Here is a 25,277-nt window from a genome sequence, read left to right as displayed (position 1 = left end):
TTTTATGTCATCTATCCACACCCTGAGCGTACATAGCGGAACCTTCACCGACAGCCACGGCGCAGTGATGCCGCCTATTTATGCCACCTCCACTTTCGCTCAGCCGGCGCCGGGGCAGCATACCGGCTATGAATATTCCCGCAGCGGGAATCCTACCCGCCATGCGCTGGAGACGGCGATCGCCGACCTGGAAAACGGTACGCGCGGCTACGCGTTCGCCTCCGGGCTGGCCGCCATCGCCACCGTGCTGGAGCTGCTGGATAAGGACAGTCACCTGGTGGCGGTCGATGATGTGTATGGCGGCACTTACCGTCTGCTGGAAAACGTTCGCCGCCGTAGCGCTGGTCTGCAGGTGAGCTGGGTGAAACCCGACGACCTGTCGGGAATTGAAGCGGCGATCCGCCCCAATACGCGCATGATCTGGGTGGAAACGCCCACCAACCCGCTGCTGAAGCTGGCGGATCTCAGCGCTATCGCCGCTATCGCGCGCCGCCATAACCTGATCAGCGTCGCCGATAACACTTTCGCCTCGCCGGCGATCCATCGCCCGCTGGAGCACGGGTTTGATATTGTGGTCCACTCCGCGACTAAGTACCTCAATGGCCATTCCGATGTCGTCGCCGGCCTGGCGGTGGTCGGCGATAACGCCGCGCTCGCGGAGAAGCTTGGCTACCTGCAGAATGCGGTAGGCGGCGTACTCGACCCGTTCAGCAGCTTCCTGACGCTACGCGGCATCCGCACCCTGGCGCTGCGGATGGAGCGCCACAGCGCGAACGCGCTGCAGCTCGCCGAATGGCTGGAACAGCAGCCGGAGGTAGAGCGAGTCTGGTTCCCCTGGCTGGCCTCGCACCCGCACCATCAGCTGGCGCGCCGGCAAATGGCCCTGCCCGGCGGCATGATTTCGGTAGTGGTGAAAGGCGATGACGGTTACGCCGAACGCATCATCAGCAAGCTGCGCTGGTTCACCCTTGCGGAGAGTCTGGGCGGCGTCGAGAGCCTGGTGAGCCAGCCCTTCAGCATGACCCATGCCTCGATCCCGCTGGAGAAGCGCCTGGCGAACGGCATCACGCCGCAGCTGATCCGCCTGTCGGTCGGGATCGAAGATCCTCACGATCTGATTGCCGACTGGCAGCAGGCGCTTCGGGAGGAGTGATTATTCCGACGCGCGGGTCGTCGCCAGCGCGTCAGGCATTCCCTGCTGAAGGTGGGCGATAAACTGCGTCAGCTTCGGCAGGGGCCGGCGATCCTGGCGCCAGAGCAGATGCACGGGCCTCGGCTGTGGGGTCCACGCCTCCAGCACCCGCACCAGGCTGCCGCTGGCCAGCGCATCGGCCAGCAGTACCTCCGGCTGCATCAGCAGCCCAGCCCCGGCGATCGCCGCCTGGCGCAGCGCATAGCCATCGTTACAGCGCATAACCGCATCGCGCTTCCAGCGCACTTCTCCCTCTACGCCCGGCAGCCGCCACTCGTTGCGGGCGGTCCAGACCGTATGGGACAGGCAGAGATGATCGGCGAGATCTTCCGGCCTCCCGGGCGTTCCGTAACGCGCCAGATAAGCCGGCGCGGCGCAGATCACCATCCGATAGGGCGCCAGATAGCGGGCCACCAGATCCTCCTGATGGATCTCGCCAATGCGGATCGCCAGGTCGAAACCTTCATCTACCAGATCGACCATCCGGTTGGTCAGATCCAGTTCCACCCGGACCGCTGGCCAGGCCTGCAGGAAGGTGGCGGTCAGGGGCGCAATCACGCTGGCGCCGAACGAGGTGGGCGCGCTCACCCGCAGGGTGCCGGCGGGCGCCAGCCGCAGCCGCTCAACGGCGCTTTCGGCGATGGAGACCTGCTCCATCACCCGTTTCGCTTCGTCAAAATAGACCCGCCCGGCGTCGGTGAGGCTCTGGCGTCGGGTGTTACGCTCCAGCAGGCGCGTCGCCAGCTGGGTTTCCAGCTGGGCGATATATTTCCCGACCATCACCGCCGACAGCCCCAGGCGCGACGCCGCCCCGGTAAAGCTGCCGCACTCCACCACGGCAATAAACGTCTCCATCCCTCGCAGCTTATCCATATTGCTAACCTCTGGTTAGTAATGTTCTAACTTTTAGCCAGTTTATCCGATATCCGTTTTATTAAAAAATAGCCTCTCACCTCATCAGGAGTCTGCCATGAAAATTATCGTTATCGGTGCCAGCGGCACCATCGGTCGCGCGGTCAGCGAAGAACTGAGTCAGAGACATGACGTTATCCGCGTCGGCCGCACCCGGGGGGATTATCAGGTGGATATCACCTCGCAGGAGAGCGTCGAGGCGCTGTTTGCGCAGACCGGCGAAGTAGACGCCATCGTCTCCACCACCGGTAATCTACACTTTGGGCCGTTAAGCACCATGACCGACAGCCAGTTCAACCTCGGTCTGCAGGACAAACTGCTGGGGCAAATTCGCCTGGCGCTGGTCGGCCAGCATTTCCTGGGCGACGGCGGGTCGATTACCCTGGTCAGCGGCATTGTCGCGCAGGAGCCGATTGCTCAGGGCGTCAATGCCACGACGGTCAACGCCGGTCTGGAAGGCTTTGTGCGGGCCGCCGCCTGCGAACTGCCGCGCGGGATCCGCATCAATCTCATCAGCCCCACCGTGCTCAGCGAGTCGCTGGCGGCCTACGGCGACTTTTTCCCTGGCTTTGCCAGCGTTCCCGCCGCCGCCGTAGCACAGGCCTATCGCCGCAGCATTGAAGGGGTGCAAACCGGCCGCATCTACCCGGTCGGCTACTAGCCAGTTCCGGCCCGCCGGGGCCGGCGCTTACATCCTGACGTTGTTGCAGGTACACTGACGGCTGATTGTCTCCGGCCGAAAAACTGATGTTGAAAAAATTACTCTTTATTATCCCGCTGCTGGCGCTTACCGTGCTGCTGGTCTGGTGGTTCACTCCGCATTACACCGAGGAAGACGAAGCTTACTACCGGGCGGTATTTTGCGTGATCGATCATGACGACAGCCGCCAGTTCCTCCACGATATGCAAAACATCGTCGAGGGGGGGAATTCTGACTACGCGCTGCATAAAGCACATTACCTGCCGGCGCTGGGGCAGCGGATGCTGGACACCTGGCATCAGCTCAGCCCGCAGGAACAGCAGGCGCTGCGTCAGGACCAGCAGCGCTGTGGCGAGATATTACGAGCAAAACAGCAGGGTAAATAATCCCGGCGGGCTGGCGAAACCGCAGCCCGTCACAGCGCCCGATAAGATCCCGCTGTTGACGAGCCGATCGCTGTCACAAAATCCTCCTCTATCACCGAGCCACAGGAGGACGTTTTTTTCTGCAGTCGTATACGATAAAAAGTAGTTGATCTGGTACGAACTAACTCTTATTTTGCTTCTCAGTTTTCAAAATGAGATAAAACTGATGCCTGTCATTATTGCCAGTAGTGTTAAAGAAGCCAAAGCGTTAATTAACGGTGGGGAATACAGGGAAATTATTCTTAACTTCGATATTGATGCCGATGACTTTTTCTCTCTCGCCAGCCATTCGGCTGGGACAAAAATCTCCATCTCCGACCGAAACGATCGTTCTCCGGTAAAATCAGCAAAATAATTAACCCGTGAGGGACATCTATGTGGTTGTTTATTGGTACCTTTGCGGTAGCTTTTCTCGCAGCGCTGATGTTGGTCTGGCTGGATGATCGCATCGTCGATACGGAGTGATTCCAGCGCTGAACGCTAGCGTCACTCCCTCTCGCTATTGAAGCGAAGAGGATGCGCCGCCGGTAAGCGGCGCACAGCAGGGCCGTTACAGGGAGGCCGCCAGCCGCTCAACGGCGGTCAGCAGCCCGGCTTCCGACACCGTTGAGTAGGAAAGACGCAGGGTACGGGTATCCGGATTATCGTGATAAAACGCTTCTCCCGGAACGTACACCACGCCGTTTTCCAGCGTTTTCTTCATCCATTCCATGGTATCGAACGGATAGCGGAAACGCGCCCACAGGAACATCCCCCCCTGCGGGCGGCTGAATTCCAGGTGCTCGCAAAGGCGGCTTTCCAGCGCATCGGCCAGCGCCACGCACTTCTTGCGATAGTCTTCGCGAATCAACGCAATCTGGTTATCCAGCCGGTTCAGACTGAGGTATTCCGCGGTGATCACCTGCGACAGCATATTGGTATGCAGATCCGCCGCCTGCTTCACGATCACCGTCTGCTGCGCCAGCCAGTCCGGCATGACGATCCAGCCGATACGCATCCCCGGCGCGAGGATCTTTGAAAACGTCGAGGTGTAAACCACTTGATCTTCACAGCCCAGCTCAACAGCGTGCTGATAGAGCGGACGTCGCACGGCGTCAGTAAAGCTAATTTCACCGTAGGGATCGTCTTCCAGAATGACGAAGTCATATTTTTTCGCTAGCTCGACCAGCCGGCGACGACGCGCCTCACTCAGCGTTTTACCGCCGGGGTTGCCGAACGTCGGCACCAGGTAGACGGCTTTGACGCGGGTGGTCTCCAGCAGGTCGGCCAACTGCTCCACCAGCATCCCATCATCATCGGTATCGACGCTGAGAATATTGGCCTGCGCCAGCTGAAACACCTGCAGCGCCGCCAGATAGGTGGGTCGCTCAACGACGATAGTATCGCCTGGATCGAGCAGCGTGCGGGCAACGATATCCAGCGATTGCTGGGAGCCGGAGGTGATATAGACCTGAGCGGCTGAACAGGTCACGCCACGGGAGTGGCAGATTTCACTCACCGCCTGACGCAGCGGCGGGTAGCCTTCCGTCAGACCGTACTGAAATGCGTCATGAAAACGCTCGCTCATCACCTTCTGCACCGCCAGCTCCAGGCCTTCGGTATCAAACAGTTCCGGGGCCGGAATGCCGCCGCCAAGCGAGATCACGCCCGGCAGTTTACTGTGCTTGAGAAGTTCGCGGACGGCGGAGGGCTTGAGTTCACCCGCGCGGGCGGCGAGACGCCGATCGTGCATACTATTTTCCTTTTCTGTCTTGTTGTTGTGTTAATTATCTTGGCTTTGTTGCAGGTGTTCCCCGGCGGCGCTTACCAGTCCGGGCTATCCTTGTTCGTGTCTCTGCGCTCTCCCCGGACAGGGCAGGAGCCGCTATCCGGGGTCAGCACGTCACGCTTTGTCTTTCAATACGATCAGCGGCTCTATGTCGCTCTCTTTTTTCACCACCAGCGACGAATCGCCGCGCAGGCAGGTACCGCCGTAGTTACCGCCGACGGTAAAGGTGCACACCTGGATATACTTGCCATCCACTTTCGGCAGGCACCACAGCTGCTGGTAGATATTCTTGCGATCGACAAACTGGCCGCTGGTCTTATCCAGAACCTCATCCTGAGGGCCGATCAGGTCGATATTGTTCCCGCAGCGCCCGGAAATGGGCTTCACGGCATAGCCGGTTTTCGCCAGCTCGTCGTTAACCACAAAATCGGTATCCAGCAGATAGCGATGATGCGGGAACAGCGACCACAGCACCGGCAGGATCGCTTTGTTGCCCGGGATCACCGTCCACAGGGGTTCGAATACCAATACTTCAGGACGCAGCAGGACGTCAATCAGTCGCACCTCATTCTGCGGATGCCCGGTACGAATCGGCACCGCCGCGTACTCATCGGCGCTGACTTCGCGCACCTGCTCAATGGCGGTTTCCCATGCCCAGGTTTTCCAGACGCAGTTGACCAGCCGCCCGTCGGCATCAATCAGCTGGCCGGCCGCATCCCAGCGCAGTTCATCGAGGCCAAAGAGAATTTTGCTCTCGAAACCGGCCTGGGTCAGCGAACGCTGGATAAACTTCGCGTGGTAATTCTCTTCCAGATCCTTGTCCTGCATGATGTGCACGAAAGGCCGCGCCCGGCTGTGTTTCCACGCTCCCGCCAGCTCATCGAGCAGACCTTCCGCCGGATTGTGACCAGTGCCATAGTAGCCCTGCTTCAACCACTGCTCGAGGATCAGCCCGCCTTCGGTATGGCAGGAGGCGGAGTCGGCATTGTACTCGTATACCTTCAGCCCGCGCTCGTCCATACAAAAATCCATGCGCCCGGTGATCATATGATGACGACGGCGCTGCCAGGAGAGACGCAAACGCGGCCAGAGGATTTTCGGGATATCGAACAGCGCCAGCAGGTTATCATCCTTCATCACCTTATCGGTGGCGTGCAGATACATCAGGTGCAGCTCGTTGGTGGCTTTAATCAGCTCCTGTTCGGCGCTTTCGCTGATAGTGAAATACTGATAAGGATCCTGATTGATAAAATGGCCGTTGGCCGCCACGTAGGCTTTCTGCAGCGGATCTTTCTCGTTCAGCCATTTGCCGCGGAACTGGCCGTTGTTCGGCAGCCGCGCGCCCTTGATCGCCATCGCCTCACCCGGCAGTACCGGCTGCGGCAAGCTGTGTTCGGTATCGGCGGTCTGGATCATCCAGCCTAAAATTTCGGTATCGGCAAAGGTATCTTTGATGGTGTACCGGCCGGCGTTGACCTCGAGGGTCAGCTCGCGGGTCCACTGCTGGCCCTGCGGCAGCGGCGAGTGAATGACGTTCTGCTCGGCGATACGCACCTTATTGCCGACAAGCTGGGTGATCACCGCGACATGGCCGGTGTGCTTGAACTCGCCGCCCTTCTGCCAGATCAGCAGCGAACCAGCGATCGGCGGACGACGGGAGCCGTTGGCGAAGGCCTGAAGCGGGAGAATGTTGTCATTGACCACTTCGCGCAGAAAGCGCAGGGAGAAGATTTCATAGGCCATCCCCACATCGGTAAAGACAAACCCGTAGGTCAGGAACAGAAAGCGGCGCGCAAACTCCACGCACTGCCATTTATGCCCCATATACTCATTGCCGATGTAGCTGCGAAACGTCGCGTCATCCGGATAATCCTGTGGATTTAAGCTACTGTAATTCGATGAATAAATCGCTACGCCGCCGGGCGCGTAGCCTAACAATGTCCCAAACGGGGCGTCACTGCTTGTCGATCCTTTGCTCATTTAGCCTGACCTCAAATTAATGCAGCCCGGGCAGTTGGCGAAACAAAACTCCCTCTTCTTATCCTGCCGCAGGCACTTACCAGACAGAGGTGTAACGATGATACCACTCATTCGTTTCGCTAATCGTGCCGTTAAGGAAAATAACCCTGCAGCCGGAAGCAGAAGTGATATCGTTATCGGTGATATAACAAAAAACAACGCAACATCAGGAGTCGACAATGAGCACACCCTCGCATCTGAATGCCCAACCGCTGGTCTGGGGACACGGCCCGCGGACGTTTGAGGTGTTCCTTGAGCCCACCTGCCCCTACTCTGTCCGCGCGTTTAATAAACTCGACGATCTGCTCGATGAGGTCGGCGCCGATAACGTCACCATCAAGATACGGCTGCAATCGCAGCCGTGGCATCTGTTCTCTGGGGTGATTGTCCGCTGCATCCTCGCCGCGTCCACCCTGCCGCATGGCAGAGAGCAGGCGCATAAGGTGATGCAGGCCGTGGCAGACCATCGGGAAGAGTTTGAGTTTACCGATCACTGCAGCGGGCCGAACATGAATGCCACCCCGCAGCAAATCATTGAACGCATTGAGCGCTACAGTCACGTGCTGCTGGGGGCCGCCTTTGCCCGCCCGGAGCTGCAGGACGTGATCAAATGGCACAGTAAATATGCCCGCCAGAACGGCATCCATGTCTCGCCGACCTTTATGGTCAATGGCCTGGTGCAGCCGGATCTGGGCAGCGGCGATGATGTCAGCGTGTGGGCCGCGCGGATTATGGCCTGAGGTCACCTGCTACACTTTTTGTACATCCACGAAAAAGGCAAACCAGCATGTCAGAGCAAAACTACCAGCCACCAAAAGTGTGGGAATGGAAGCAAAACAGCGGCGGCGCGTTCGCCAACATCAACCGTCCCGTTTCCGGCGCGACTCATGAACGCGTCCTGCCGGTGGGAACCCATCCGCTCCAGCTATACTCACTCGGCACGCCCAACGGCCAGAAGGTGACGATCATGCTGGAGGAGCTGCTGGCGTTAGGCGTCAGCGGCGCGGAGTACGACGCCTGGCTGATACGCATTGGCGAAGGGGATCAGTTTTCCAGCGGCTTTGTCGAGATCAACCCGAACTCGAAGATCCCGGCCCTCAGCGACCATTCCACCACGCCGCCGACCCGGGTATTTGAGTCCGGCAACATTCTTCTCTATCTGGCGGAAAAATTTGGTTTCTTCCTGCCGAAAGATCCTGCCGGTCGCACCGAAACCCTCAACTGGCTGTTCTGGCTGCAGGGCGCGGCGCCGTTCCTCGGCGGCGGCTTCGGCCACTTCTATAACTATGCGCCGGTGAAGATCGAGTACGCGATCGACCGCTTTACGATGGAAGCCAAACGCCAGCTCGACGTGCTGGACAAACAGCTCGCCCGCGGTCGCTATGTAGCCGGCGAGGAGTACACCATCGCCGATATGGCTGTCTGGCCGTGGTACGGCAACGTCGTGCTGGGCAATGTCTATAACGCAGCGGAGTTTCTCGACGCCGGGAGCTATAAAAACGTGCTGCGCTGGGCGCAGGATGTGGGCAACCGCCCGGCGGTCAAGCGGGGACGCATCGTGAACCGCACCAACGGCCCGCTCAATGAGCAGCTGCATGAGCGCCACGACGCCCGCGACTTTGACACCCAAACGGAAGATAAGCGCCAGGCGTAACGCTCTGACCCACCGGAGGCACCCGCCTCCGGTTGTTAGCTTTCCAGCCGATAGCCCGCCATAAAGTAGCGCATCGCGGTCGAGGAACCACTCTCTTTGAAGAAGTCCATCACCATATCTCTGTCAAGGCCATAGCGACGGGTCAGGATCCCCGCCTCCCACGCGCTGAGCTGGCGGTCGCCGGTTTTTTCAAACATGCGGTGCGAGTAACCAAGCACAAACCCGCGTTTATAGTCGGCGCAAAAATTCGCCGCATGCGCGGCGGTATCAGCATAGGATGCCTGTAGCCCCGCCATTAAGCCTTTGCCAAAATGATTTTCCATCAAGCTCTCCCAATCGTTATATAATAAATTATATAGCGTTTTTTTGAGCGAGCGGTAGTGCTATTTATGACGTTTGCGTTAGCGTAAATACTTATCAAACCATGCCAGCGTGCGTTGCCAGGCCAGATCAGCCGCAGCCCGATCGTAGCGCGGCGTAGAATCATTATGAAAGCCGTGATTCACGCCCTGATAGAGATAGGCCTCGTAGACTTTATGGTGTTCCTTCAACGCCTGTTCATAGGCAGGCCAGCCTTCATTAATGCCGCTATCGAGGCCGGCATAGTGCAGCAGCAGCGGCGCTTGAATTTTATCGACCTCCTTCAGCGGCGGCTGGCGGCCGTAAAACGGCACCGCGCAGGCCAGCTCCGGAATGGCGACCGCCGCCGCGTTGCTGACGCCGCCGCCGTAACAAAAACCGGTGATACCGACCTTCCCCGTCGCCTGCGGATGCTTCGCCATAAACGCGACCGCCGCAAAAAAATCATTCATCAGCTTCACGGGATCGACTTTCTGCTGGAGCGCGCGGCCTTCATCATCATTCCCCGGATAGCCGCCGACGGAGCTCAGGCCATCCGGCGCCAGCGCGATATACCCCGCTTTCGCTACCCGCCGGGCGACGTCTTCAATATAGGGATTCAGGCCGCGGTTCTCATGTACCACCACAACGGCGGGCGCTTTATCGGCTATTTTCGTCGGCGTCACCCGGTAAGCCCGCACTTCGCCGTGGCCGTCAGGAGAGGGATAATGAATATACTCCGGGCGGATATCCGGGTCGGTGAACGGTACCTGCTCTGCCAGGGCATAGTCGGGCTTCAGCAGATTAAACAGCGCCAGCGCGGTCATCCCGCCGACGGCATATTTCCCCGCCAGCTGGAGAAACTCGCGTTTGCTGATTTTACCGTGGGCATAGTAGTCATAATACTCGAGCAGCTGCTGCGGGAAATCTTTGGCCGTTAATCGCGTCATCACCCTGCCTCCGTTGTTTATCGCCTTTTAAGCAAAGCAGAAGCCCGGACATACGCCAGCGCAGTAAAGCAGAAACGGGGAGAAAAAAGCCCGGCAGCTGCCACCGCCGGGAGAGAAGGGATTAGTGTTTCACTTTGGTCAGACGATCGAGGTAGCCCATCACAAAGGCCGACAGCACGAAGGTCAGGTGGATAATCACGTACCACATCAGCTTATTGTCCGGGACGTTTTTTGCATCCATAAACACCCTCAGCAGGTGAATAGAGGAGATCGCCACGATGGAGGCGGCAACCTTATTTTTCAGCGAAGTCGCGTCCATTTTGCCCAGCCAACTGAGTTTTTCTTTACCCTCGTTAATATCCAGCTGCGAGACAAAATTTTCATACCCAGAGAACATCACCATCACCAGCAAACCGCCCACCAGGGTCATATCCACCAACGACAGCAGGGTCAGAATCATATCCGACTCACTGACGCTAAAAATATGCGGCAGTATGTGGAAGATCTCCTGAAAAAATTTGATCGTCAGCGCAATCAGACCGAGCGAGAGGCCAAAATAAACCGGCGCCAGCAGCCAGCGCGAGGCGTACATAGCATTTTCCAGAAAGCGTTCCATAAGATCCTGTCAGTTAACATAAACGGCCGCCATTATATCGCAACAGGGTAACGCTTATGCAACATCAGCCGCCCGCGTCATCTGCAGGCGGCCAGAAACGGTTTCTTTAAAGTATGACCTCAAAGTCCTGCAAAGCGGAGTAGCCCTCGCTTTGTAGGCCAACCATTGAAGCAGCCAGCAGGCCAAATTTCGCACCGACCCATTTTCCCTTCCCGGCAGCAAAACAAAGAGGAACCTTCCGCCACTCCTCCTCGGCTCGCCAGGAAAATTGACACAGGCCGCCTTCGCCTACGGCAACCTGCAGCTGACACTTGCCGCACTTAAGCTCAGCAAGAACCTGACGAGTTTCGCGCACTACGCCCGCATCGCTCATCCAACCGTGTCGCCACACGAGCCGGTAACTCCCTTGCCCAAACTCCACCAGCAAAGCGGCGTAGCGTTCGCCGTATACGATCAGGCCTCCGGCATCACCGTCCTGAGCGGCATATAACGTTACGCTTGTTTTCGCGCTAAAAGTTAGCGCCGGAAATTTCTGCAGCAACAGCTGCGGCGCCCAGTATAACGCTCTCTGTCCATCGACTTCGGATAATGGGACGCAGCGTAATCGAAGTTCGCCTTCCGCCGGCAACAGCCACTCAGGGCTGGGGTTAGCCTGCCACTGCCACTGTATACCCGGTTGGCCTTGCGCAAAATAGTCGCTGGTTTGCGGCGCCAATGCCGGTGAAGGCGTTAACCCTTTAGGACGCGGCCAACGTAAAACCGGCTGTCCGACGCCGCAGTTGCCAACCTGCTCACCGATACGCGGCCAGCCATCGTTGCCCCAGTACATCGGCTGGAGGTGAACCACGCGGCCATAGAGATGTAAGTCCTGGAAATGAACAAACCAGCATTCGCCCTTCTCTCCCTCCACCCAGCCGCCCTGATGTGGTCCATTTATCGACGTGTTTCCCTGGAAAAGCACGTTTTTGGCTTCCCAAGGCCCCGTCATCTGGCGCGCGCGCAGTACCGTCTGCCAGCCATTTTCAACCCCGCCCGCAGGAGCAAAGATGTAGTACCAACCGGCGCGTTGATAAACCTTTGGCCCCTCAAGGGTAGGTAAATCGCAGCAGCCGTCATAGATAATCTGCCCTTCGCCCAGCAATTCGCTGGCGTCCGGCGCCATCGCAAACAACTGCAATTTATGCTTGATGCCGCTGCGGCTATGGGCGAAGGCATGTACCAACCAGGCCTGACCATTGTCGTCCCAGAACGGGCAGGGATCTATCCAACCTCTGGCCTCGCGCAGGCAGTGCGGAGCGCTCCATTCCCCCCATGGATCCTCGGTATGGCAGATAAAAATACCTTCATCTGGCGTGCTGAAGCAGACCCACAGCTTGCCATCATGCCAGCGAATCGACGGCGCCCATACGCCCTTACCCGGCTGATACCGGTCATAACCAGGTAGCGGCAGTTCATCCATAACGTGGTTGATGATAGTCCAATTAACCAGGTCCGTTGAATGCAGGATCGGTAAAGCGGGCATATGGTTAAAACTGGAAGAGACCATAAAGAAATCATCGCCTACGCGCACGATATCCGGGTCGGAATAATCGGCGCATAAGATAGGATTCTGGTATTCAGAAGGGGTCATGTTTCGCATCTCCTCAGGCCTTTTCCGGAACGGCGTTTAGCGGCAAATGCCTCTCTGAATGCCCCTGCTGCTGACGCATGGACAGCTCGCGCTGAATTGTCTGCATCATTTTGTCATCCAGCTTATAGAAACGCGCCAGCCACCACAGGAGCAGGTAAGATAGTGATGGACCGAGCGTTAACAGCCCCACAATTCCCATTGTCGCCAGCGGAGTCTGCGCCGTTACGCCCGCCTGATAGCCAAATAGCCCAAGCGAAAAACCTACGGCGGCACCAGCAACCGCCATGCCCATTTTCAAAGCAAACAGATTACCGGAATAGGATAATCCCGTGATGCGACGGCCAAACTTCCATTCGCCATAATCGGCAGCGTTGGCCATCATGTTCCATTTAAACGGCTGGTACATCTGATGGAAGAAGCCGACCAGGAAGTATAAAGGGAACACCACCGGCAGCCAGGTCGGCGGCACAAAGAACATTACGACGCCAACCAGGACCAGCAGGAGGTTGATATTTTTAAACAGCGATACCGCACGATAGCGCTTGGCCAGCCATCCGGCGGCGATGCTGCCGATAATCGTGCCAACGACGCTGGTGGAAACAAATGCTGATTTCATGGCCGTTCCTGCCGCTGACTCCACGCCGCCTAACATCAGGTAGGTTGCATAATAGAGCGTGGCGGCGCTGCGCATAACCCCGGCCATACTGGAGAAAAAAGTAATTATCGCCACAATACGCCACTGGTCATTCGCCAGCAGCTGACGGAGATCTTCGCGTATGCTCCCCTGCTGTTCAACAGCTGGAGCCACGCGTTCTTTGGTAGAGAAAAAGCAAAAAGCCAGCATTACAATAGCGATCGCGCCCATGATTCCCATTGTGGCCTGAAAACCAAACTGCTTATTTTCTTTACCGAAAAAATCCACCAGGAACAGGGTTGCGACAGAAACCATCAGACCGGCCAGAGAAGAGATCGTAAAACGATATGACTGGGCTGAAAGGCGATCCTTCTCATCACGCGTAATGACTCCGCCCAATGCGCAGTAAGGAATATTGATAAAGGTGTAACACAGCATGAGTAAGGTGTAGGTCAGGTAGGCATAAACCAGTTTACCCGATGCGCCAAATTCCGGGGTCGTGAAGGTCATTACCGCCAGCACGGCATAAGGTACGGCAAACCAGATAAGCCACGGGCGAAAATGGCCCCAGCGGGTCTTTACACGGTCTGCAACAATGCCGGTTAGCGGATCGGTAATCGCATCCAGAACCCGCGTCACCAGGAACATCACTCCGACTGCGGCAGCTGAGAGCCCGTAAATATCCGTATAAAACCATGTCAAAAACATGGTTACCGAAGAGTAAACGATACCGCAGGCTGCATCTCCCATGCCATATCCCAGCTTCTCCGCAAATGACAGTTTATTATCGTGATTCACAATATAACCCCTCTCAGATGAAGTGGTATTCACTGTAGAGGCAGGATAAAAACTATCCTATTGTCATTTTTCGCAACGGGTTTATGTTTTCTGTTAACTGAGAAAGTTGTCACACATCTATAAGATTGGTCTTACAAGTTATTGCATCACCTATTAAAAAGCTGGCGCAAGGCCAGCCTGAGGAGATAAGTGAAAAGGGGTAGGTTACTTCGCTTTGACGGTCTCTTCGCCCACCAGCCCGATCTTGAGATATCCCGCCTGATGCAGGGTATCCATCACTTTCATCATCGTCTCGTAATCGACGGTTTTATCCGCGCGGAAGAAGACGGTGGTATCTTTTTTGCCGGCGGTCAGGCTATCCAGGGCGTTAATCATATTCGCTTCGGTCACCGGGTCGTTGCCGAGGAACATGCTCTTATCCGCCTTCACCGACAGGTAGATAGGTTTTTCCGGTCGCGGTTGCGGCTGGCTGGAGGAGGCCGGCAGATTCACCTTCACGTCGACCGTCGCCAGCGGCGCGGCCACCATAAAGATAATCAGCAGAACCAGCATGACGTCGATAAACGGCGTCACGTTGATCTCATGCATTTCGCCGTTATCGTCCAGATTTTCATTAAGACGCATCGCCATAGCCGATCAACCTACCCGTAATTTCTGCGCGCTGCGCACCGGCTTCACGCCGCTGGCGCTGAGGTCCAGGTCGCGGCTTTGCAGCAGGAGTACCTGAGCGGCGACGTCGCCGAGCGAGGCCTTATAGCTGCCGATCATGCGGGCGAAGATGTTATAGATGACCACCGCCGGGATGGCGGCGAACAGACCGATAGCTGTCGCCAGCAGCGCTTCCGCGATGCCCGGCGCCACCACCGCAAGGTTGGTGGTCTGGGTCTGGGCGATGCCGATAAAGCTGTTCATGATGCCCCAGACGGTCCCGAACAGGCCAACGAACGGCGAAATGGCGCCGATGGTGGCCAGGTAGCCGTTGCCGCGCCCCATATGGCGACCGACGGCCGCGACGCGGCGCTCAAGGCGGAAACCGGTTCTTTCCTTGATGCCTTCATTGTCTTCGGCGCCGGCGGAGAGTTCGAGTTCGTTCTGCGCTTCATTGATAAGCTGGGTGGTGAGGCTTTTCGCCTCAAAGGCGCTGGCGATATCGCTGGCCTGATCGAGAGAGCGGGCTTCCGCCAGCTGCTGCTGTTCGCGTTTGAGGCGACGCTTACTGGCGAGGATTTCCGCCCCTTTGCCGAAGAAGATGGCCCAGGTGACGACTGACGCCAGAATCAGGCCAATCATCACCACCTTAACGACAATATCAGCATGATGATACATACCCCAAACGGAGAGATCCGCCTGCATCAAATTATTACCCACGCTCTATCTCCACGACGATAATCACAAAATCTGCCCTCAATAATATCAAAACGACATCGAATTGATAGTGGTTCTCATTAGTATTTACACTGTGCAGCAAATCACGTTTATTTTCCTTGCGCTTACGCAGTAAAAAAGTGGCTAACCGCGGGCCTGGTAAAATTTTCGCCTGTATCGGCAGCGCGCTGGTACAGAAAAGAAGAATCATGCTAGTTTAGACGTCCAGACGTATAAAAACAGGTTCATCAACATGGCTGATAAACATCTTGATACCGCGCTGGTCAACGCCGGGCGGAGCAAAAAGTACACCCAGGGCTCAGTGAACAGCGTGATCCAGCGCGCGTCATCGCTGGTTTTCGACACCGTAGAGGCCAAAAAGCACGCCACTCGCAATCGGGCCAACGGCGAGCTGTTTTACGGGCGTCGCGGCACCCTGACCCACTTCTCGCTGCAGGAAGCGATGTGCGAGCTGGAAGGCGGCGCCGGCTGCGCCCTCTTCCCCTGCGGCGCCGCCGCGGTAGCCAACACTATCCTGGCGTTTGTCGAGCAGGGCGACCATGTGCTGATGACCAATACCGCCTATGAGCCAAGCCAGGACTTTTGTACCAAAATTCTCGCCAAACTCGGCGTCACCACCAGCTGGTTCGATCCCTTAATCGGCGCTGATATTGCCCAACTTATTCGGCCGGAGACCCGCGTGGTGTTCCTGGAATCGCCCGGCTCCATCACCATGGAAGTGCATGATGTGCCAGCGATTGTCGCCGCCGTGCGTCAGGTCGCGCCGGAAGCGATTATCATGATCGATAACACCTGGGCGGCGGGGATCCTGTTCAAAGCGCTGGATTTTGGCATTGATATTTCCATCCAGGCAGGCACCAAATACCTGATTGGCCACTCCGACGCCATGGTCGGCACCGCGGTGGCGAACGCGCGCTGCTGGCCGCAGCTGCGTGAGAATGCCTATCTGATGGGGCAAATGCTGGACGCCGATACCGCCTATATGACCAGCCGCGGCCTGCGCACGCTGGGCGTCCGCCTGCGTCAGCATCATGAAAGCAGCCTGCGCATCGCCGAGTGGCTGGCGCAGCATCCGCAGGTGGCGCGGGTCAACCACCCCGCCCTGCCCGGCAGTAAAGGCCATGAGTTCTGGAAACGCGATTTTACCGGCAGCAGCGGGCTGTTCTCGTTTGTGCTCAACAAGCGTCTCAACGACGCTGAGCTGGCAGAGTATCTCGACAACTTCAGCCTGTTCAGCATGGCCTACTCGTGGGGCGGCTTTGAATCGCTGATACTGGCCAATCAGCCGGAGCAAATCGCTCACATCCGACCGGATGCGGAAGTCGACTTCTGCGGCACGCTGATCCGTTTGCACATTGGTCTCGAAAATGTTGACGATCTGCAGGCGGATTTAGCAGCGGGCTTCGCGCGTATCGTGTAAAGTGACAGTCAGTGGCAACAATAGCGGACGCTTTTTATCGGAGCGGCCGCTTTTGTTGCGCCCGGGATCAAGGTGCTCGGGTCTCTTCAGGAGTACACTAGTCAACAATACGGTACCACTTAGGAAAGTCCATGGTTGTCATTCAAGAGATTGTCGCCGCGCTGTGGCAACATGATTTTGCCGCACTGGCGAACCCTCATGTTGTGGGCGTTGTATATCTGGTTATGTTCGCGACCCTGTTTCTGGAAAACGGGCTGCTGCCTGCCTCCTTTTTACCTGGAGACAGCCTGCTGCTGCTCGCCGGCGCGCTGATTGCTAAAGGCGTCATGGACTTTGTGCCCACTATCGCCATTCTGACCGCCGCCGCCAGCCTCGGCTGCTGGCTGAGCTATGTACAGGGGCGCTGGCTGGGCAATACGCAAACGGTGAAAGGCTGGCTGGCGCACCTGCCGCATAAGTACCATCAGCGCGCCACCTGCATGTTTGACCGCCACGGTCTGCTGGCGCTGCTCGCGGGCCGCTTTCTGGCCTTTGTCCGTACCCTGCTGCCAACCATGGCGGGGATTTCCGGTCTGCCGAACCGCCGCTTCCAGTTCTTCAACTGGCTGAGCGCCCTGCTGTGGGTCGGCGTGGTCACGGGCCTCGGCTATGCGCTGAGCATGATCCCGTTCGTGAAACGTCATGAAGATCAGGTGATGACCTGCCTGATGATCCTGCCAATTGCCCTACTGCTGGCTGGCCTGCTCGGCACGCTGTTCGTGGTGATCAAAAAGAAATACTGCAGCGCCTGACGTTGACTGCCGGGGGGGCTGCGCCCGCCCGGCCTGCTCCCTCCCCCGGTCTTACATCCCCTGCATCATACGAATACGCGCGGCGTCTTCCCCGGGCGTCATCCCGAAGTAGCGCTTAAACTCGCGGCTGAACTGGGAAGGACTTTCATAGCCCACCTGTATCGCCGCCGCGCTGGCCTTCATGCCGTCATGGATCATCAGCATGCGCGCCTTGTGCAAACGGTAGGTTTTCAGATACTGCAGCGGCGAAGTGCTGGTCACCGCTTTAAAATTATGGTGAAACGCCGACACGCTCATATTCGCTTCGGCCGCCAGCCGATCGACGCTGAGGTTTTCGGTGTACTGACTCTCGATATGCTTGAGCACGCGGCTAATCAGGCTGAAGTGGGTCTGCCGGCTGACCAGCGCCAGCAGCGCGCCGCCGCAGGGTCCCGTCAGCACATAGTAGAGGATTTCACGGACGATCTGCTTGCCAAGGATCCGCGCGTCCAACGGCCGTTCCATCACGTCGAGCAGCCGTTCAGCAGCGCACAAGATGTCCTCCGAAAGCACTGCGGAGTTTATCCCGCTGGAGGCAACGGCGGGCTGAAACAGCGGATCCTCGCCAATGTCCATCAGCAGCTCCTGCAGCTGCAGGATATCGACGTTCAGGCGCATCCCGGCCAGGGGCACCTCCGGGGTGGCAAAGGTTTCGCACTCGAAGGGCAGCGGTACGGTCAGCAGTAGATATTCGTTTGTATCGTAGCGAAACGTCCGCTCATTGATATAACCAATTTTATGGCCAGAAAAGAGAAAAACGATCCCCGGCTGGTACATCACCGGCATCCGCGGTCCCGGCTGCGTCCCGTACAGCAGGCGAACGTCAGGTAGCAGCGAACTTAACATTTCGTGCTTATCTTTCAGCTGGTTAACCTTCTCTGTCAGTGTCCGACATATCTCTGCGTGTTGCATTGCCACCGTCTCTCCCGATGTTTCTTCACCTATATATTGTGCGCAGGTCGCCACGGATTCTCCAGCCATATGGAGAAATAGGCAAGACATAGGCAGAAATGTGCATTGAGGGGCAACGGCGTGAGGACCACAATAACCGTCATCGGGCAGCGGTATCGTCCCTGTCGGCAGTTTTACTCTTTGGAGGACCCAAGCAATGAATAATTTTGACCTGCATACCCCAACCCGCATTCTGTTTGGCAAAGGCGCGATTGAAAAGCTGCGTGAACAGATCCCGGCGGAAGCTCGCGTACTGATCACCTACGGCGGCGGCAGCGTGAAAAAAACGGGCGTCCTGGATCAGGTACTGACCGCCCTGAATGGCCTGGACGTCCTTGAATTTGGCGGCATCGAGCCGAACCCGTCTTACGAAACCCTAATGAATGCGGTGAAGCTCGCCCGCGAAGAGAAGGTCACTTTCCTGCTGGCGGTCGGCGGCGGTTCGGTGCTGGATGGCACCAAATTTATCGCGGCAGCAGCCCACTATGACGCCAACATTGATCCGTGGGAAATTCTGGAAACCTATGGCAGTAAGATCGCCAGCGCCATTCCAATGGGCTCGGTTCTCACTCTGCCGGCGACCGGTTCTGAATCAAACAAAGGGGCGGTGATTTCGCGGAAAACTACCGGCGACAAACGCGCGTTTATGTCTTCGCACGTTCAGCCGCAGTTCGCGATCCTCGACCCGGTCTACACCTATACCCTGCCGCCGCGCCAGGTCGCCAACGGCGTGGTTGACGCTTTCGTCCATACCGTCGAACAGTACGTCACCTACCCGGTTGACGGCAAAATTCAGGACCGCTTCGCCGAAGGCATTCTCCTGACCCTGATCGAGGATGGCCCGAAAGCGCTGCAGGAGCCGGAAAATTATAACGTGCGCGCCAACATTATGTGGGCCGCGACCCAGGCGCTGAACGGCCTGATCGGCGCTGGCGTGCCGCAGGACTGGGCAACGCATATGCTTGGTCACGAACTGACGGCGATGCATGGTCTCGATCACGCCCAGACGCTGGCTATCGTTCTGCCGGCGCTGTGGAATGAGAAGCGCGATACCAAGCGCGAGAAGCTGCTGCAATATGCTGAGCGCGTGTGGCATATCACCGAGGGCTCCGACGACCAGCGCATCGATGCCGCCATCGCTGCGACGCGCCAGTTCTTCGAGCAGATGGGGGTGCCGACCCGCCTTTCCGATTACGGTCTCGACGGGAGCTCCATCCCGGCGCTGCTGGCGAAACTGGAAGAGCACGGCATGACCAAACTGGGCGAGCATCAGGATATCACCCTTGACGTCAGCCGCCGTATCTACGAGGCTGCCCGCTAAGTTACCCCGCCTGATTCACCTCTCCTTACGTTAAACAAACGTCGGGGAGGGGTGTTTTTACTACCGTTTTTAGCTATTTCGTCCAGACTTAATGCTACCCCTCGGCGGATCCTGCTTCGCCGAGTTCATTAACAGGAGGAAGGCATGACACATCCAACCGTTATAAAACTACACGACGGCAACCTGATGCCGCAGCTGGGTCTCGGCGTGTGGAAAGCTGGCAACGAGGAAGTCGTCTCCGCCATTCATAAGGCGCTGGAAGTCGGTTATCGCTCTTTTGACACCGCCGCCGCGTACCAAAATGAGGCTGGCGTCGGTAACGCGCTGCAAAGCGCTGGCGTCAATCGCAATGAGCTGTTCATCACCACCAAGCTATGGAACGACGATCAAAAACGGCCGCACGAGGCGCTGAAAGAGAGTCTCAGCAAGCTGAAACTGGACTATGTGGATCTCTATTTAATCCACTGGCCGGTGCCGGCTATCGGCCATTACGTCGAGGCCTGGCAGGCGCTGATTGAGCTGCAGCAGCAGGGGCTGGCGAAGAGCATCGGCGTGTGTAATTTCCAGGTGCCGCATCTGCAGAAGCTGATTGATGAAACCGGCGTCGCGCCGGTGATCAACCAGATAGAGCTGCATCCGCTGCTTCAGCAGCGGCAGCTGCACGCCTGGAACGCCACCCACAAGATCCAGACCGAATCCTGGAGCCCGCTGGCCCAGGGCGGTAAGGGCGTCTTCGATCAGAAAGTCATCCATCAGCTGGCTGATAAATATGGTAAAACGCCGGCGCAGATTGTCATCCGCTGGCATCTCGACAGCGGTCTGGTGGTGATCCCGAAATCCGTCACGCCGTCGCGCATCGCTGAAAACTTTAACGTCTGGGATTTCCGCCTGGATAAAGAGGAGCTGGGTGAGATTGCGAAGCTGGATCAGGGCAAGCGTCTGGGTCCTGACCCGGATCAGTTCGGCGGATAACAGGTAAAAAAGCCGGGCTGCGCTGATGCGTGCCCGGCTTGAGAAACCACCCGGCCAGCGAAACGCAGCCGGGCGCAAAGTCAGGCTTAACGCCCGGCGACTTTACCCCGTTTGACGGGCTTTTTCGCCGTTGCGCCACCGTTAGAACGCTGATGCGCAATCGGCGTGTGCTTGGTCAGCGCCGGGCGGGTATGACGGTTCTGGCGACGCGCTTCGCGCATCTCATCCAGGGTCGGCGCCGGCACCAGGCAGTCGCGACGAGAGCCAATCAGGTGTTTCTTGCCCATCGCCTCCAGCGCCTGACGGATCAGCGGCCAGTTGGCCGGATCGTGGTAGCGCAGCAGCGCTTTGTGCAGACGGCGCTGTTTATCGCCCTTCGGCACCACCACCTCTTCACTCTTATAGCCGATCTTGCCCAGCGGGTTTTTGCCGGTGTAATACATGGTGGTCGAGTTCGCCAGCGGCGACGGATAGAAGTTCTGCACCTGGTCGAGACGGAAGCGGTGCTTCTTCAGCCACAGCGCCAGGTTCACCATGTCTTCATCACGGGTCCCCGGGTGGGCGGAGATAAAGTACGGGATCAGATACTGCTCTTTACCCGCCTGCTTCGAATAGGTGTCGAACAGCTCTTTAAAGCGGTCGTAGCTGCCCATTCCCGGCTTCATCATCTTCGACAGCGGGCCCTCTTCGGTATGCTCCGGCGCGATCTTCAGATAGCCGCCGACGTGGTGGGTCGCCAGCTCTTTAATATAGCGCGGATCTTCGACCGCGATGTCATAGCGTACCCCGGAGGCGATAAGGATCTTCTTGATGCCCTTCAGCTCGCGGGCGCGACGGTAAAGGTTGATCGTCGGCTCATGGTTGGTATCCATGTGCGGGCAGATATCCGGGTAGACGCAGGAGAGACGGCGACAGGTCTGCTCGGCGCGTGGCGATTTGCAGCGCAGCATATACATGTTGGCGGTGGGTCCGCCGAGATCGGAGATCACGCCGGTAAAGCCCGGCACCGTGTCGCGAATGGCTTCGATCTCATTGATGATCGAATCCTCAGAACGGCTCTGGATAATGCGTCCTTCGTGCTCGGTGATCGAGCAGAACGAACAGCCGCCGAAGCAGCCGCGCATGATGTTGATAGAGAAGCGGATCATCTCATACGCCGGGATGCGCGCATCGCCATAGGAAGGATGCGGCACGCGCTTGTAGGGCAGCGCGAAAACGCTGTCCATCTCTTCGGTGGAGAGCGGGATTGCCGGCGGGTTGATCCAGATGTAGCGCTCGCCGTGCTTTTGCATCAGCGCCCGGGCGCAGCCGGGGTTGGTTTCATGGTGCAGAATGCGCGAGGCGTGAGCGTACAGGACCTTATCGCCTTTCACCTTCTCGAAGGAGGGCAGCAGCACATAGGTCTTTTCCCAGGGTTTTGGCCGCGGCGGCTGCACGACAACGGCTTTAGCCTCGGCTTTTTTCGGGGCCACCGGTTTGTTGTCTGCACACGGCAGATCTTCACCATACGGGTGCGGGATGGGGTCGATTTTGCCCGGGGTATCCAGACGGGTGGAGTCAACGCCGCTCCAGCCCGGGAGGGCCTCTTTCACCATGATGGCGGTATTGCGCACATCGCGGATCTGATCGATGGTTTCGCCCATCGCCAGGCGATGAGCCACTTCCACCAGCGGACGCTCGCCGTTGCCGAACATCAGCATATCGGCCTTGGAGTCCACCAGCACCGAGCGGCGCACGGTATCGGACCAGTAATCATAGTGGGCGGTACGGCGCAGGCTGGCTTCGATGCCGCCGAGGATCACGGGCACATCTTTCCACGCCTCTTTACAGCGCTGGGTGTAGACCAGGGTGGCGCGGTCCGGACGCTTGCCCGCCACGTTGCCGGCGGTGTAAGCGTCATCATGACGCAGCTTACGGTCGGCGGTGTAGCGGTTGATCATCGAGTCCATGTTGCCGGCGGTCACGCCGAAGAACAGGTTCGGTTTGCCCAGACGCATGAAGTCGTCTTTGGTGTTCCAGTCCGGCTGGGAGATGATCCCCACGCGGAACCCCTGCGCTTCCAGCATACGGCCGCAGATGGCCATCCCGAAGCTCGGGTGGTCGACGTAGGCGTCGCCGGTCACCAGAATAATGTCGCAGCTATCCCAGCCAAGTTGATCCATCTCTTCACGCGACATCGGTAAAAATGGCGCAGGGCCGAAACAGGCAGCCCAGTATTGCGGCCAGGAAAAAAGGTCACGATCCGGTTGGATCAGGGATATTGCGCTCATATTGCTTCCGGGGAAAATGATAAAAAAATAACCAAAAGGGCGTGGATTATAAGCCGGAATGATAGTGGAAATGAAGGAGGATTTTCTCAAACCCTGACCGTATGCCGGCCAGGGTCGAAGAGATTATGGCGCAGGATTCACCAGCATCTGGCCAATCGAACCGCGGTCGGCCAGCTCCAGCGTCTGGCTCAGATACTGGAACGGGAAGTGCGGCCACGACGGCTGGGCGTAGTAGACCAGCAGTTCGACCTGCCCGTCGACCCACACGGTGTCCTTCCAGCCGCGGTCTTCCGGGAAAGGGGTCGAACCGTTGACGTTACGGATCTGGAACATCACCCCTTCAATATGGAACGACTGCGGGCGGTCGGCGCGCACTGTCCAGCGCTCCCAGGTCCCCTGCTGCGCCGTAATATCAATACGCTGCGGATCCCATAGCTGGCCGTTAATCCCTGGATCGTCGCCGAGGGTGATATCCCGGCTGCGGATCGGCGTACCGGAGAGCAGCTCGGTCGGCAGCAGACGCACCGGCAGACTGTCGGTGACCAGCGGCAGCAGCCCGGTCGGGCGCAGGGTCAGCACCAGCGTGGAGACCAGAATGCTGGACGGTTCAAAAAAGCCGCGGATACGGTCGACAATGCTCGCCGCTTCGCCGCAGGTAATGGACACTTCATCGCCGTTGGTCATATCGACCAGGATTTCACGCCGTTCCCCCGGCGCCAGCGACAGCTGCTTGAGCGAAACCGGCGCCGGCAGGAACCCCTGGTCGCCGGAAATGACATGCAGCAGTCGGCCATCGCTCATCTGTAGCTGATAGCGCCGGGAGTTGGAGGCGTTCAGCAGGCGCAGTCGCACCCAGCCGCGCGACACTTCGACATAGGGGCTCTGCACGCCATTGACCAGCAGCGTGTCGCCGACGAAGCCGCCGCTGCCCGGTTCGCTATATTCCGGCGTGCCGAAGTTATCCAGCCGTTTATCCTGAATTATCACCGGGAAGTCATCGACGCCATAGTGGTTAGGGATCGGCAGGTTCTTGCTCACCTCATCCTCCACCAGCCACATGCCGGCCAGACCGTTATAGACCTGCTTCGCCATCCGGTTCGGCGTATTGGCCTGGTACCACAGCGTCGCCGCACTCTGGCGGATCGGCAGCACCGGCGCCCAGTCGGCGTTCGGCGACATCATGCGCGCCGCGCCGCCGATCAGCGGGCCCGGCACCTGCAGGCCGCGGATGGTCATCGCGACGTTCTCTGTCAGACGGTTGCTGTAGATAAGCTTGACGTCGTCTCCGCTCCAGACGCGGATCGTCGGCCCCATATAGCGGCCATTGATCCCCCAGACGGGGGCGCGGGTGCCTGGCGTAAACGACCAGTGCGAACGCTGCAGCGTCAGAAACAGCGGCTGACCGCGACGGGATTCCAGCAGCGGCGGAACCGGCAGCGCAGGCTGCTGGCCGGCGGCATGGGCCTTCAGCGGCGCGGCGCCAGCGCACAGCGCTACGCCGGAAGCCTTAATAAACTGACGCCGACTGAGTGACATATTAACTCCATGACATACTGACAAATGAAAAAGGGAATTCGTTTCCCGCCAGCAATACGCGCGCGGTGGCGGCGTTTCCTGTCTTATTGCTTGCCGGCCGCTTCGCGCTCGGCCACTTCGTTGTCCAGCTCAGCGATTTTGGCGGCCATCAGCTCGCGGCAATGCGTCGCCAGCGCGCGCACGTTGTCTTTACCGAACTGGCTGGTATCCACCGGCGGCAGCATTTCCACAATCACCAGACCGTTGTTCCAGCGATTGAGCTTTATTTTATTCGATGTATTCGAGACACACACCGGAATAATCGGCACTCCGGCGGCAATAGCCGCATGGAAGGCGCCGGTTTTAAACGGCAGCAGACCGCGGCCGCGGCTGCGGGTCCCTTCCGGGAACATCCAGAACGAAATTTTACGCTTTTTAAAGGCGTTAACGACCTCGGCAATGGTGCCGTGCGCTTTGGTTCGATTATTACGGTCAATCAGCAGATTACCGGTCAGCCAGTACAGCTGGCCAAAGAACGGGATCCACAGCAGGCTCTTTTTCCCCACGGTAACCGTCGGGGCCTGCACGATGTTAGACGCCGTCACCATATCATAGTTGTTCTGGTGGTTAGCGATGTAGATCGCGTTGCCATAGCTTTCCGCGTCGGCAGGTTTGCGCAGCTCCACCTTCAGGCCAAACACCGGGGATAAGCGGCCAAACAGATGGCCGAAAGTGGCAACGTGTTTTGGATTACGCGGGCTGAACAAGCAGTACAGACAGCCAAGTATGCACACCACGATGCAATAAATGACCACGAAAATTACTCGAAAAATGAATAGCATAGCTACCTCTAAAACCCAAACCGCTTAGAATTATTCGCTGCTGGCAGAAGGCAGGCTCACGAGTTCTGCGCAGGCCGGGACCGTTCTTCCTGGGTCCCTGATGATGGACATTGTTAATCGCAACGCCTGAATA

Annotated in this window: 25 protein-coding genes; 10 read left to right on the top strand and 15 right to left on the bottom strand. The window is 57.9% G+C overall.

Features of this window, described 5'->3' with window-relative positions:
• Positions 1-4: 4 nt before the first annotated feature.
• The gene (locus ABLU73_RS01370) at positions 5-1,153 is read left to right on the top strand and encodes a PLP-dependent aspartate aminotransferase family protein (RefSeq protein WP_049092372.1); all 1,149 of its coding nucleotides are present in this window, start codon (positions 5-7) and stop codon (positions 1,151-1,153) included.
• On the opposite strand, the gene ABLU73_RS01365 is transcribed toward ABLU73_RS01370, so the two are convergent.
• Positions 1,154-2,065: a LysR family transcriptional regulator gene (locus ABLU73_RS01365; RefSeq protein WP_264923588.1), complete on the bottom strand. Its 912-nt coding sequence runs from the start codon at positions 2,063-2,065 to the stop codon at positions 1,154-1,156. It abuts the gene before it with no gap.
• A 97-nt stretch (positions 2,066-2,162) separates the two neighbouring features.
• On the opposite strand from ABLU73_RS01365, the gene ABLU73_RS01360 reads away from it, so the two are divergent.
• The 3 genes from ABLU73_RS01360 to ABLU73_RS01350 all read left to right on the top strand — a co-directional run bounded on the left by ABLU73_RS01360 (position 2,163) and on the right by ABLU73_RS01350 (position 3,584).
• The gene (locus tag ABLU73_RS01360) at positions 2,163-2,765 is read left to right on the top strand and encodes a short chain dehydrogenase (RefSeq protein WP_004205201.1); all 603 of its coding nucleotides are present in this window, start codon (positions 2,163-2,165) and stop codon (positions 2,763-2,765) included.
• An 86-nt stretch (positions 2,766-2,851) separates the two neighbouring features.
• Positions 2,852-3,190 (top strand): hypothetical protein, encoded by a 339-nt coding sequence (locus tag ABLU73_RS01355; protein ID WP_025999196.1) that lies wholly within the window; start codon positions 2,852-2,854, stop codon positions 3,188-3,190.
• A gap of 205 nt (positions 3,191-3,395) precedes the next feature.
• Positions 3,396-3,584: a hypothetical protein gene (locus ABLU73_RS01350; protein ID WP_004205204.1), complete on the top strand. Its 189-nt coding sequence runs from the start codon at positions 3,396-3,398 to the stop codon at positions 3,582-3,584.
• Between the two features lie 195 nt (positions 3,585-3,779).
• Here ABLU73_RS01350 and ABLU73_RS01345 read toward each other — a convergent pair whose 3' ends face one another.
• The 3 genes from ABLU73_RS01345 to ABLU73_RS01335 all read right to left on the bottom strand — a co-directional run bounded on the left by ABLU73_RS01345 (position 3,780) and on the right by ABLU73_RS01335 (position 7,161).
• Entirely contained in the window at positions 3,780-4,961 is a 1,182-nt protein-coding gene (locus ABLU73_RS01345; RefSeq protein WP_264923587.1) for a PLP-dependent aminotransferase family protein, read from the bottom strand.
• Between the two features lie 150 nt (positions 4,962-5,111).
• Positions 5,112-6,977 (bottom strand): bifunctional glutathionylspermidine amidase/synthase, encoded by a 1,866-nt coding sequence (gene gss, locus ABLU73_RS01340; protein WP_004205206.1) that lies wholly within the window; start codon positions 6,975-6,977, stop codon positions 5,112-5,114.
• Between the two features lie 76 nt (positions 6,978-7,053).
• Entirely contained in the window at positions 7,054-7,161 is a 108-nt protein-coding gene (locus ABLU73_RS01335) for a hypothetical protein (protein ID WP_032426103.1), read from the bottom strand.
• A 34-nt stretch (positions 7,162-7,195) separates the two neighbouring features.
• Here ABLU73_RS01335 and ABLU73_RS01330 point away from each other — a divergent pair, with 34 nt between their 5' ends.
• Complete coding sequence (locus ABLU73_RS01330; RefSeq protein ID WP_004150918.1) at positions 7,196-7,756, top strand: thioredoxin domain-containing protein; 561 nt, start codon at positions 7,196-7,198, stop codon at positions 7,754-7,756.
• A 47-nt stretch (positions 7,757-7,803) separates the two neighbouring features.
• Positions 7,804-8,670 carry a glutathione-dependent disulfide-bond oxidoreductase gene (gene yghU, locus ABLU73_RS01325; protein ID WP_002916742.1) on the top strand — a complete coding sequence of 289 codons (867 nt, stop codon included), beginning with the start codon at positions 7,804-7,806 and terminating at the stop codon, positions 8,668-8,670.
• Between the two features lie 35 nt (positions 8,671-8,705).
• On the opposite strand, the gene ABLU73_RS01320 is transcribed toward yghU, so the two are convergent.
• The 7 genes from ABLU73_RS01320 to exbB all read right to left on the bottom strand — a co-directional run bounded on the left by ABLU73_RS01320 (position 8,706) and on the right by exbB (position 15,005).
• A complete protein-coding gene (locus ABLU73_RS01320) occupies positions 8,706-8,993 on the bottom strand; it encodes a DUF2623 family protein (protein WP_004205207.1) in 288 nt (95 codons plus the stop codon).
• Positions 8,994-9,071: 78 nt separating this feature from the next.
• On the bottom strand, positions 9,072-9,959 hold the full coding sequence (gene yghX, locus ABLU73_RS01315; RefSeq protein ID WP_264923586.1) for a YghX family hydrolase: 888 nt from the start codon (positions 9,957-9,959) through the stop codon (positions 9,072-9,074).
• A 121-nt stretch (positions 9,960-10,080) separates the two neighbouring features.
• Positions 10,081-10,575 (bottom strand): TIGR00645 family protein, encoded by a 495-nt coding sequence (locus tag ABLU73_RS01310; protein ID WP_004105804.1) that lies wholly within the window; start codon positions 10,573-10,575, stop codon positions 10,081-10,083.
• Between the two features lie 106 nt (positions 10,576-10,681).
• Entirely contained in the window at positions 10,682-12,205 is a 1,524-nt protein-coding gene (locus ABLU73_RS01305) for a glycoside hydrolase 43 family protein (RefSeq protein WP_064189585.1), read from the bottom strand.
• Between the two features lie 13 nt (positions 12,206-12,218).
• Positions 12,219-13,637 carry an MFS transporter gene (locus tag ABLU73_RS01300; RefSeq protein WP_049092246.1) on the bottom strand — a complete coding sequence of 473 codons (1,419 nt, stop codon included), beginning with the start codon at positions 13,635-13,637 and terminating at the stop codon, positions 12,219-12,221.
• A 204-nt stretch (positions 13,638-13,841) separates the two neighbouring features.
• Positions 13,842-14,267 (bottom strand): TonB system transport protein ExbD, encoded by a 426-nt coding sequence (gene exbD / locus ABLU73_RS01295; protein WP_002916785.1) that lies wholly within the window; start codon positions 14,265-14,267, stop codon positions 13,842-13,844.
• Positions 14,268-14,273: 6 nt separating this feature from the next.
• Positions 14,274-15,005: a tol-pal system-associated acyl-CoA thioesterase gene (gene exbB / locus ABLU73_RS01290; protein ID WP_004174395.1), complete on the bottom strand. Its 732-nt coding sequence runs from the start codon at positions 15,003-15,005 to the stop codon at positions 14,274-14,276.
• Between the two features lie 250 nt (positions 15,006-15,255).
• On the opposite strand from exbB, the gene metC reads away from it, so the two are divergent.
• The gene (gene metC / locus ABLU73_RS01285) at positions 15,256-16,443 is read left to right on the top strand and encodes a cystathionine beta-lyase (RefSeq protein WP_264923584.1); all 1,188 of its coding nucleotides are present in this window, start codon (positions 15,256-15,258) and stop codon (positions 16,441-16,443) included.
• Between the two features lie 131 nt (positions 16,444-16,574).
• Positions 16,575-17,234, top strand: coding sequence for a DedA family general envelope maintenance protein YghB (gene yghB, locus ABLU73_RS01280; RefSeq protein WP_004205217.1), 660 nt, complete (start codon positions 16,575-16,577; stop codon positions 17,232-17,234).
• Positions 17,235-17,285: 51 nt separating this feature from the next.
• On the opposite strand, the gene ABLU73_RS01275 is transcribed toward yghB, so the two are convergent.
• A complete protein-coding gene (locus ABLU73_RS01275) occupies positions 17,286-18,185 on the bottom strand; it encodes an AraC family transcriptional regulator (protein WP_023319156.1) in 900 nt (299 codons plus the stop codon).
• A 196-nt stretch (positions 18,186-18,381) separates the two neighbouring features.
• Here ABLU73_RS01275 and yqhD point away from each other — a divergent pair, with 196 nt between their 5' ends.
• Both yqhD and dkgA read left to right on the top strand, forming a co-directional pair.
• Entirely contained in the window at positions 18,382-19,545 is a 1,164-nt protein-coding gene (gene yqhD, locus ABLU73_RS01270; RefSeq protein ID WP_044524721.1) for an alcohol dehydrogenase, read from the top strand.
• A 144-nt stretch (positions 19,546-19,689) separates the two neighbouring features.
• On the top strand, positions 19,690-20,517 hold the full coding sequence (dkgA, locus tag ABLU73_RS01265; RefSeq protein WP_048325746.1) for a 2,5-didehydrogluconate reductase DkgA: 828 nt from the start codon (positions 19,690-19,692) through the stop codon (positions 20,515-20,517).
• Positions 20,518-20,603: 86 nt separating this feature from the next.
• Here the strand turns inward: dkgA and ABLU73_RS01260 are convergent, their stop codons facing one another.
• The 3 genes from ABLU73_RS01260 to plsC form a co-directional block, all read right to left on the bottom strand.
• Positions 20,604-22,877 (bottom strand): YgiQ family radical SAM protein, encoded by a 2,274-nt coding sequence (locus ABLU73_RS01260; RefSeq protein ID WP_072140373.1) that lies wholly within the window; start codon positions 22,875-22,877, stop codon positions 20,604-20,606.
• Between the two features lie 33 nt (positions 22,878-22,910).
• Positions 22,911-24,323 (bottom strand): cell division protein FtsP, encoded by a 1,413-nt coding sequence (ftsP, locus tag ABLU73_RS01255; protein WP_004205222.1) that lies wholly within the window; start codon positions 24,321-24,323, stop codon positions 22,911-22,913.
• A gap of 83 nt (positions 24,324-24,406) precedes the next feature.
• Positions 24,407-25,144, bottom strand: a complete 738-nt coding sequence (gene plsC / locus ABLU73_RS01250) for a 1-acylglycerol-3-phosphate O-acyltransferase (RefSeq protein WP_004205223.1) — start codon at positions 25,142-25,144, stop codon at positions 24,407-24,409.
• Positions 25,145-25,277 lie beyond the last annotated feature (133 nt).

The organism is Klebsiella sp. GG_Kp175 (assembly GCF_040062325.1).
GTDB classification, from domain to species: Bacteria; Pseudomonadota; Gammaproteobacteria; order Enterobacterales; family Enterobacteriaceae; genus Klebsiella; species Klebsiella quasipneumoniae.
This window is presented reverse-complemented; position numbering and strand designations above follow the sequence as displayed.

Coding starts and splice junctions, on each gene's coding strand:
- ABLU73_RS01370 (WP_049092372.1), top strand. CDS start 5: ATGTCATCTATCCACACCCTGAGCGTACATAGCGGAACCTTCACCGAC.
- ABLU73_RS01365 (WP_264923588.1), bottom strand. CDS start 2,065: ATGGATAAGCTGCGAGGGATGGAGACGTTTATTGCCGTGGTGGAGTGC.
- ABLU73_RS01360 (WP_004205201.1), top strand. CDS start 2,163: ATGAAAATTATCGTTATCGGTGCCAGCGGCACCATCGGTCGCGCGGTC.
- ABLU73_RS01355 (WP_025999196.1), top strand. CDS start 2,852: ATGTTGAAAAAATTACTCTTTATTATCCCGCTGCTGGCGCTTACCGTG.
- ABLU73_RS01350 (WP_004205204.1), top strand. CDS start 3,396: ATGCCTGTCATTATTGCCAGTAGTGTTAAAGAAGCCAAAGCGTTAATT.
- ABLU73_RS01345 (WP_264923587.1), bottom strand. CDS start 4,961: ATGCACGATCGGCGTCTCGCCGCCCGCGCGGGTGAACTCAAGCCCTCC.
- gss (WP_004205206.1), bottom strand. CDS start 6,977: ATGAGCAAAGGATCGACAAGCAGTGACGCCCCGTTTGGGACATTGTTA.
- ABLU73_RS01330 (WP_004150918.1), top strand. CDS start 7,196: ATGAGCACACCCTCGCATCTGAATGCCCAACCGCTGGTCTGGGGACAC.
- yghU (WP_002916742.1), top strand. CDS start 7,804: ATGTCAGAGCAAAACTACCAGCCACCAAAAGTGTGGGAATGGAAGCAA.
- ABLU73_RS01320 (WP_004205207.1), bottom strand. CDS start 8,993: ATGGAAAATCATTTTGGCAAAGGCTTAATGGCGGGGCTACAGGCATCC.
- yghX (WP_264923586.1), bottom strand. CDS start 9,959: ATGACGCGATTAACGGCCAAAGATTTCCCGCAGCAGCTGCTCGAGTAT.
- ABLU73_RS01310 (WP_004105804.1), bottom strand. CDS start 10,575: ATGGAACGCTTTCTGGAAAATGCTATGTACGCCTCGCGCTGGCTGCTG.
- ABLU73_RS01305 (WP_064189585.1), bottom strand. CDS start 12,205: ATGACCCCTTCTGAATACCAGAATCCTATCTTATGCGCCGATTATTCC.
- exbD (WP_002916785.1), bottom strand. CDS start 14,267: ATGGCGATGCGTCTTAATGAAAATCTGGACGATAACGGCGAAATGCAT.
- metC (WP_264923584.1), top strand. CDS start 15,256: ATGGCTGATAAACATCTTGATACCGCGCTGGTCAACGCCGGGCGGAGC.
- yghB (WP_004205217.1), top strand. CDS start 16,575: ATGGTTGTCATTCAAGAGATTGTCGCCGCGCTGTGGCAACATGATTTT.
- ABLU73_RS01275 (WP_023319156.1), bottom strand. CDS start 18,185: ATGCAACACGCAGAGATATGTCGGACACTGACAGAGAAGGTTAACCAG.
- yqhD (WP_044524721.1), top strand. CDS start 18,382: ATGAATAATTTTGACCTGCATACCCCAACCCGCATTCTGTTTGGCAAA.
- dkgA (WP_048325746.1), top strand. CDS start 19,690: ATGACACATCCAACCGTTATAAAACTACACGACGGCAACCTGATGCCG.
- ftsP (WP_004205222.1), bottom strand. CDS start 24,323: ATGTCACTCAGTCGGCGTCAGTTTATTAAGGCTTCCGGCGTAGCGCTG.
- plsC (WP_004205223.1), bottom strand. CDS start 25,144: ATGCTATTCATTTTTCGAGTAATTTTCGTGGTCATTTATTGCATCGTG.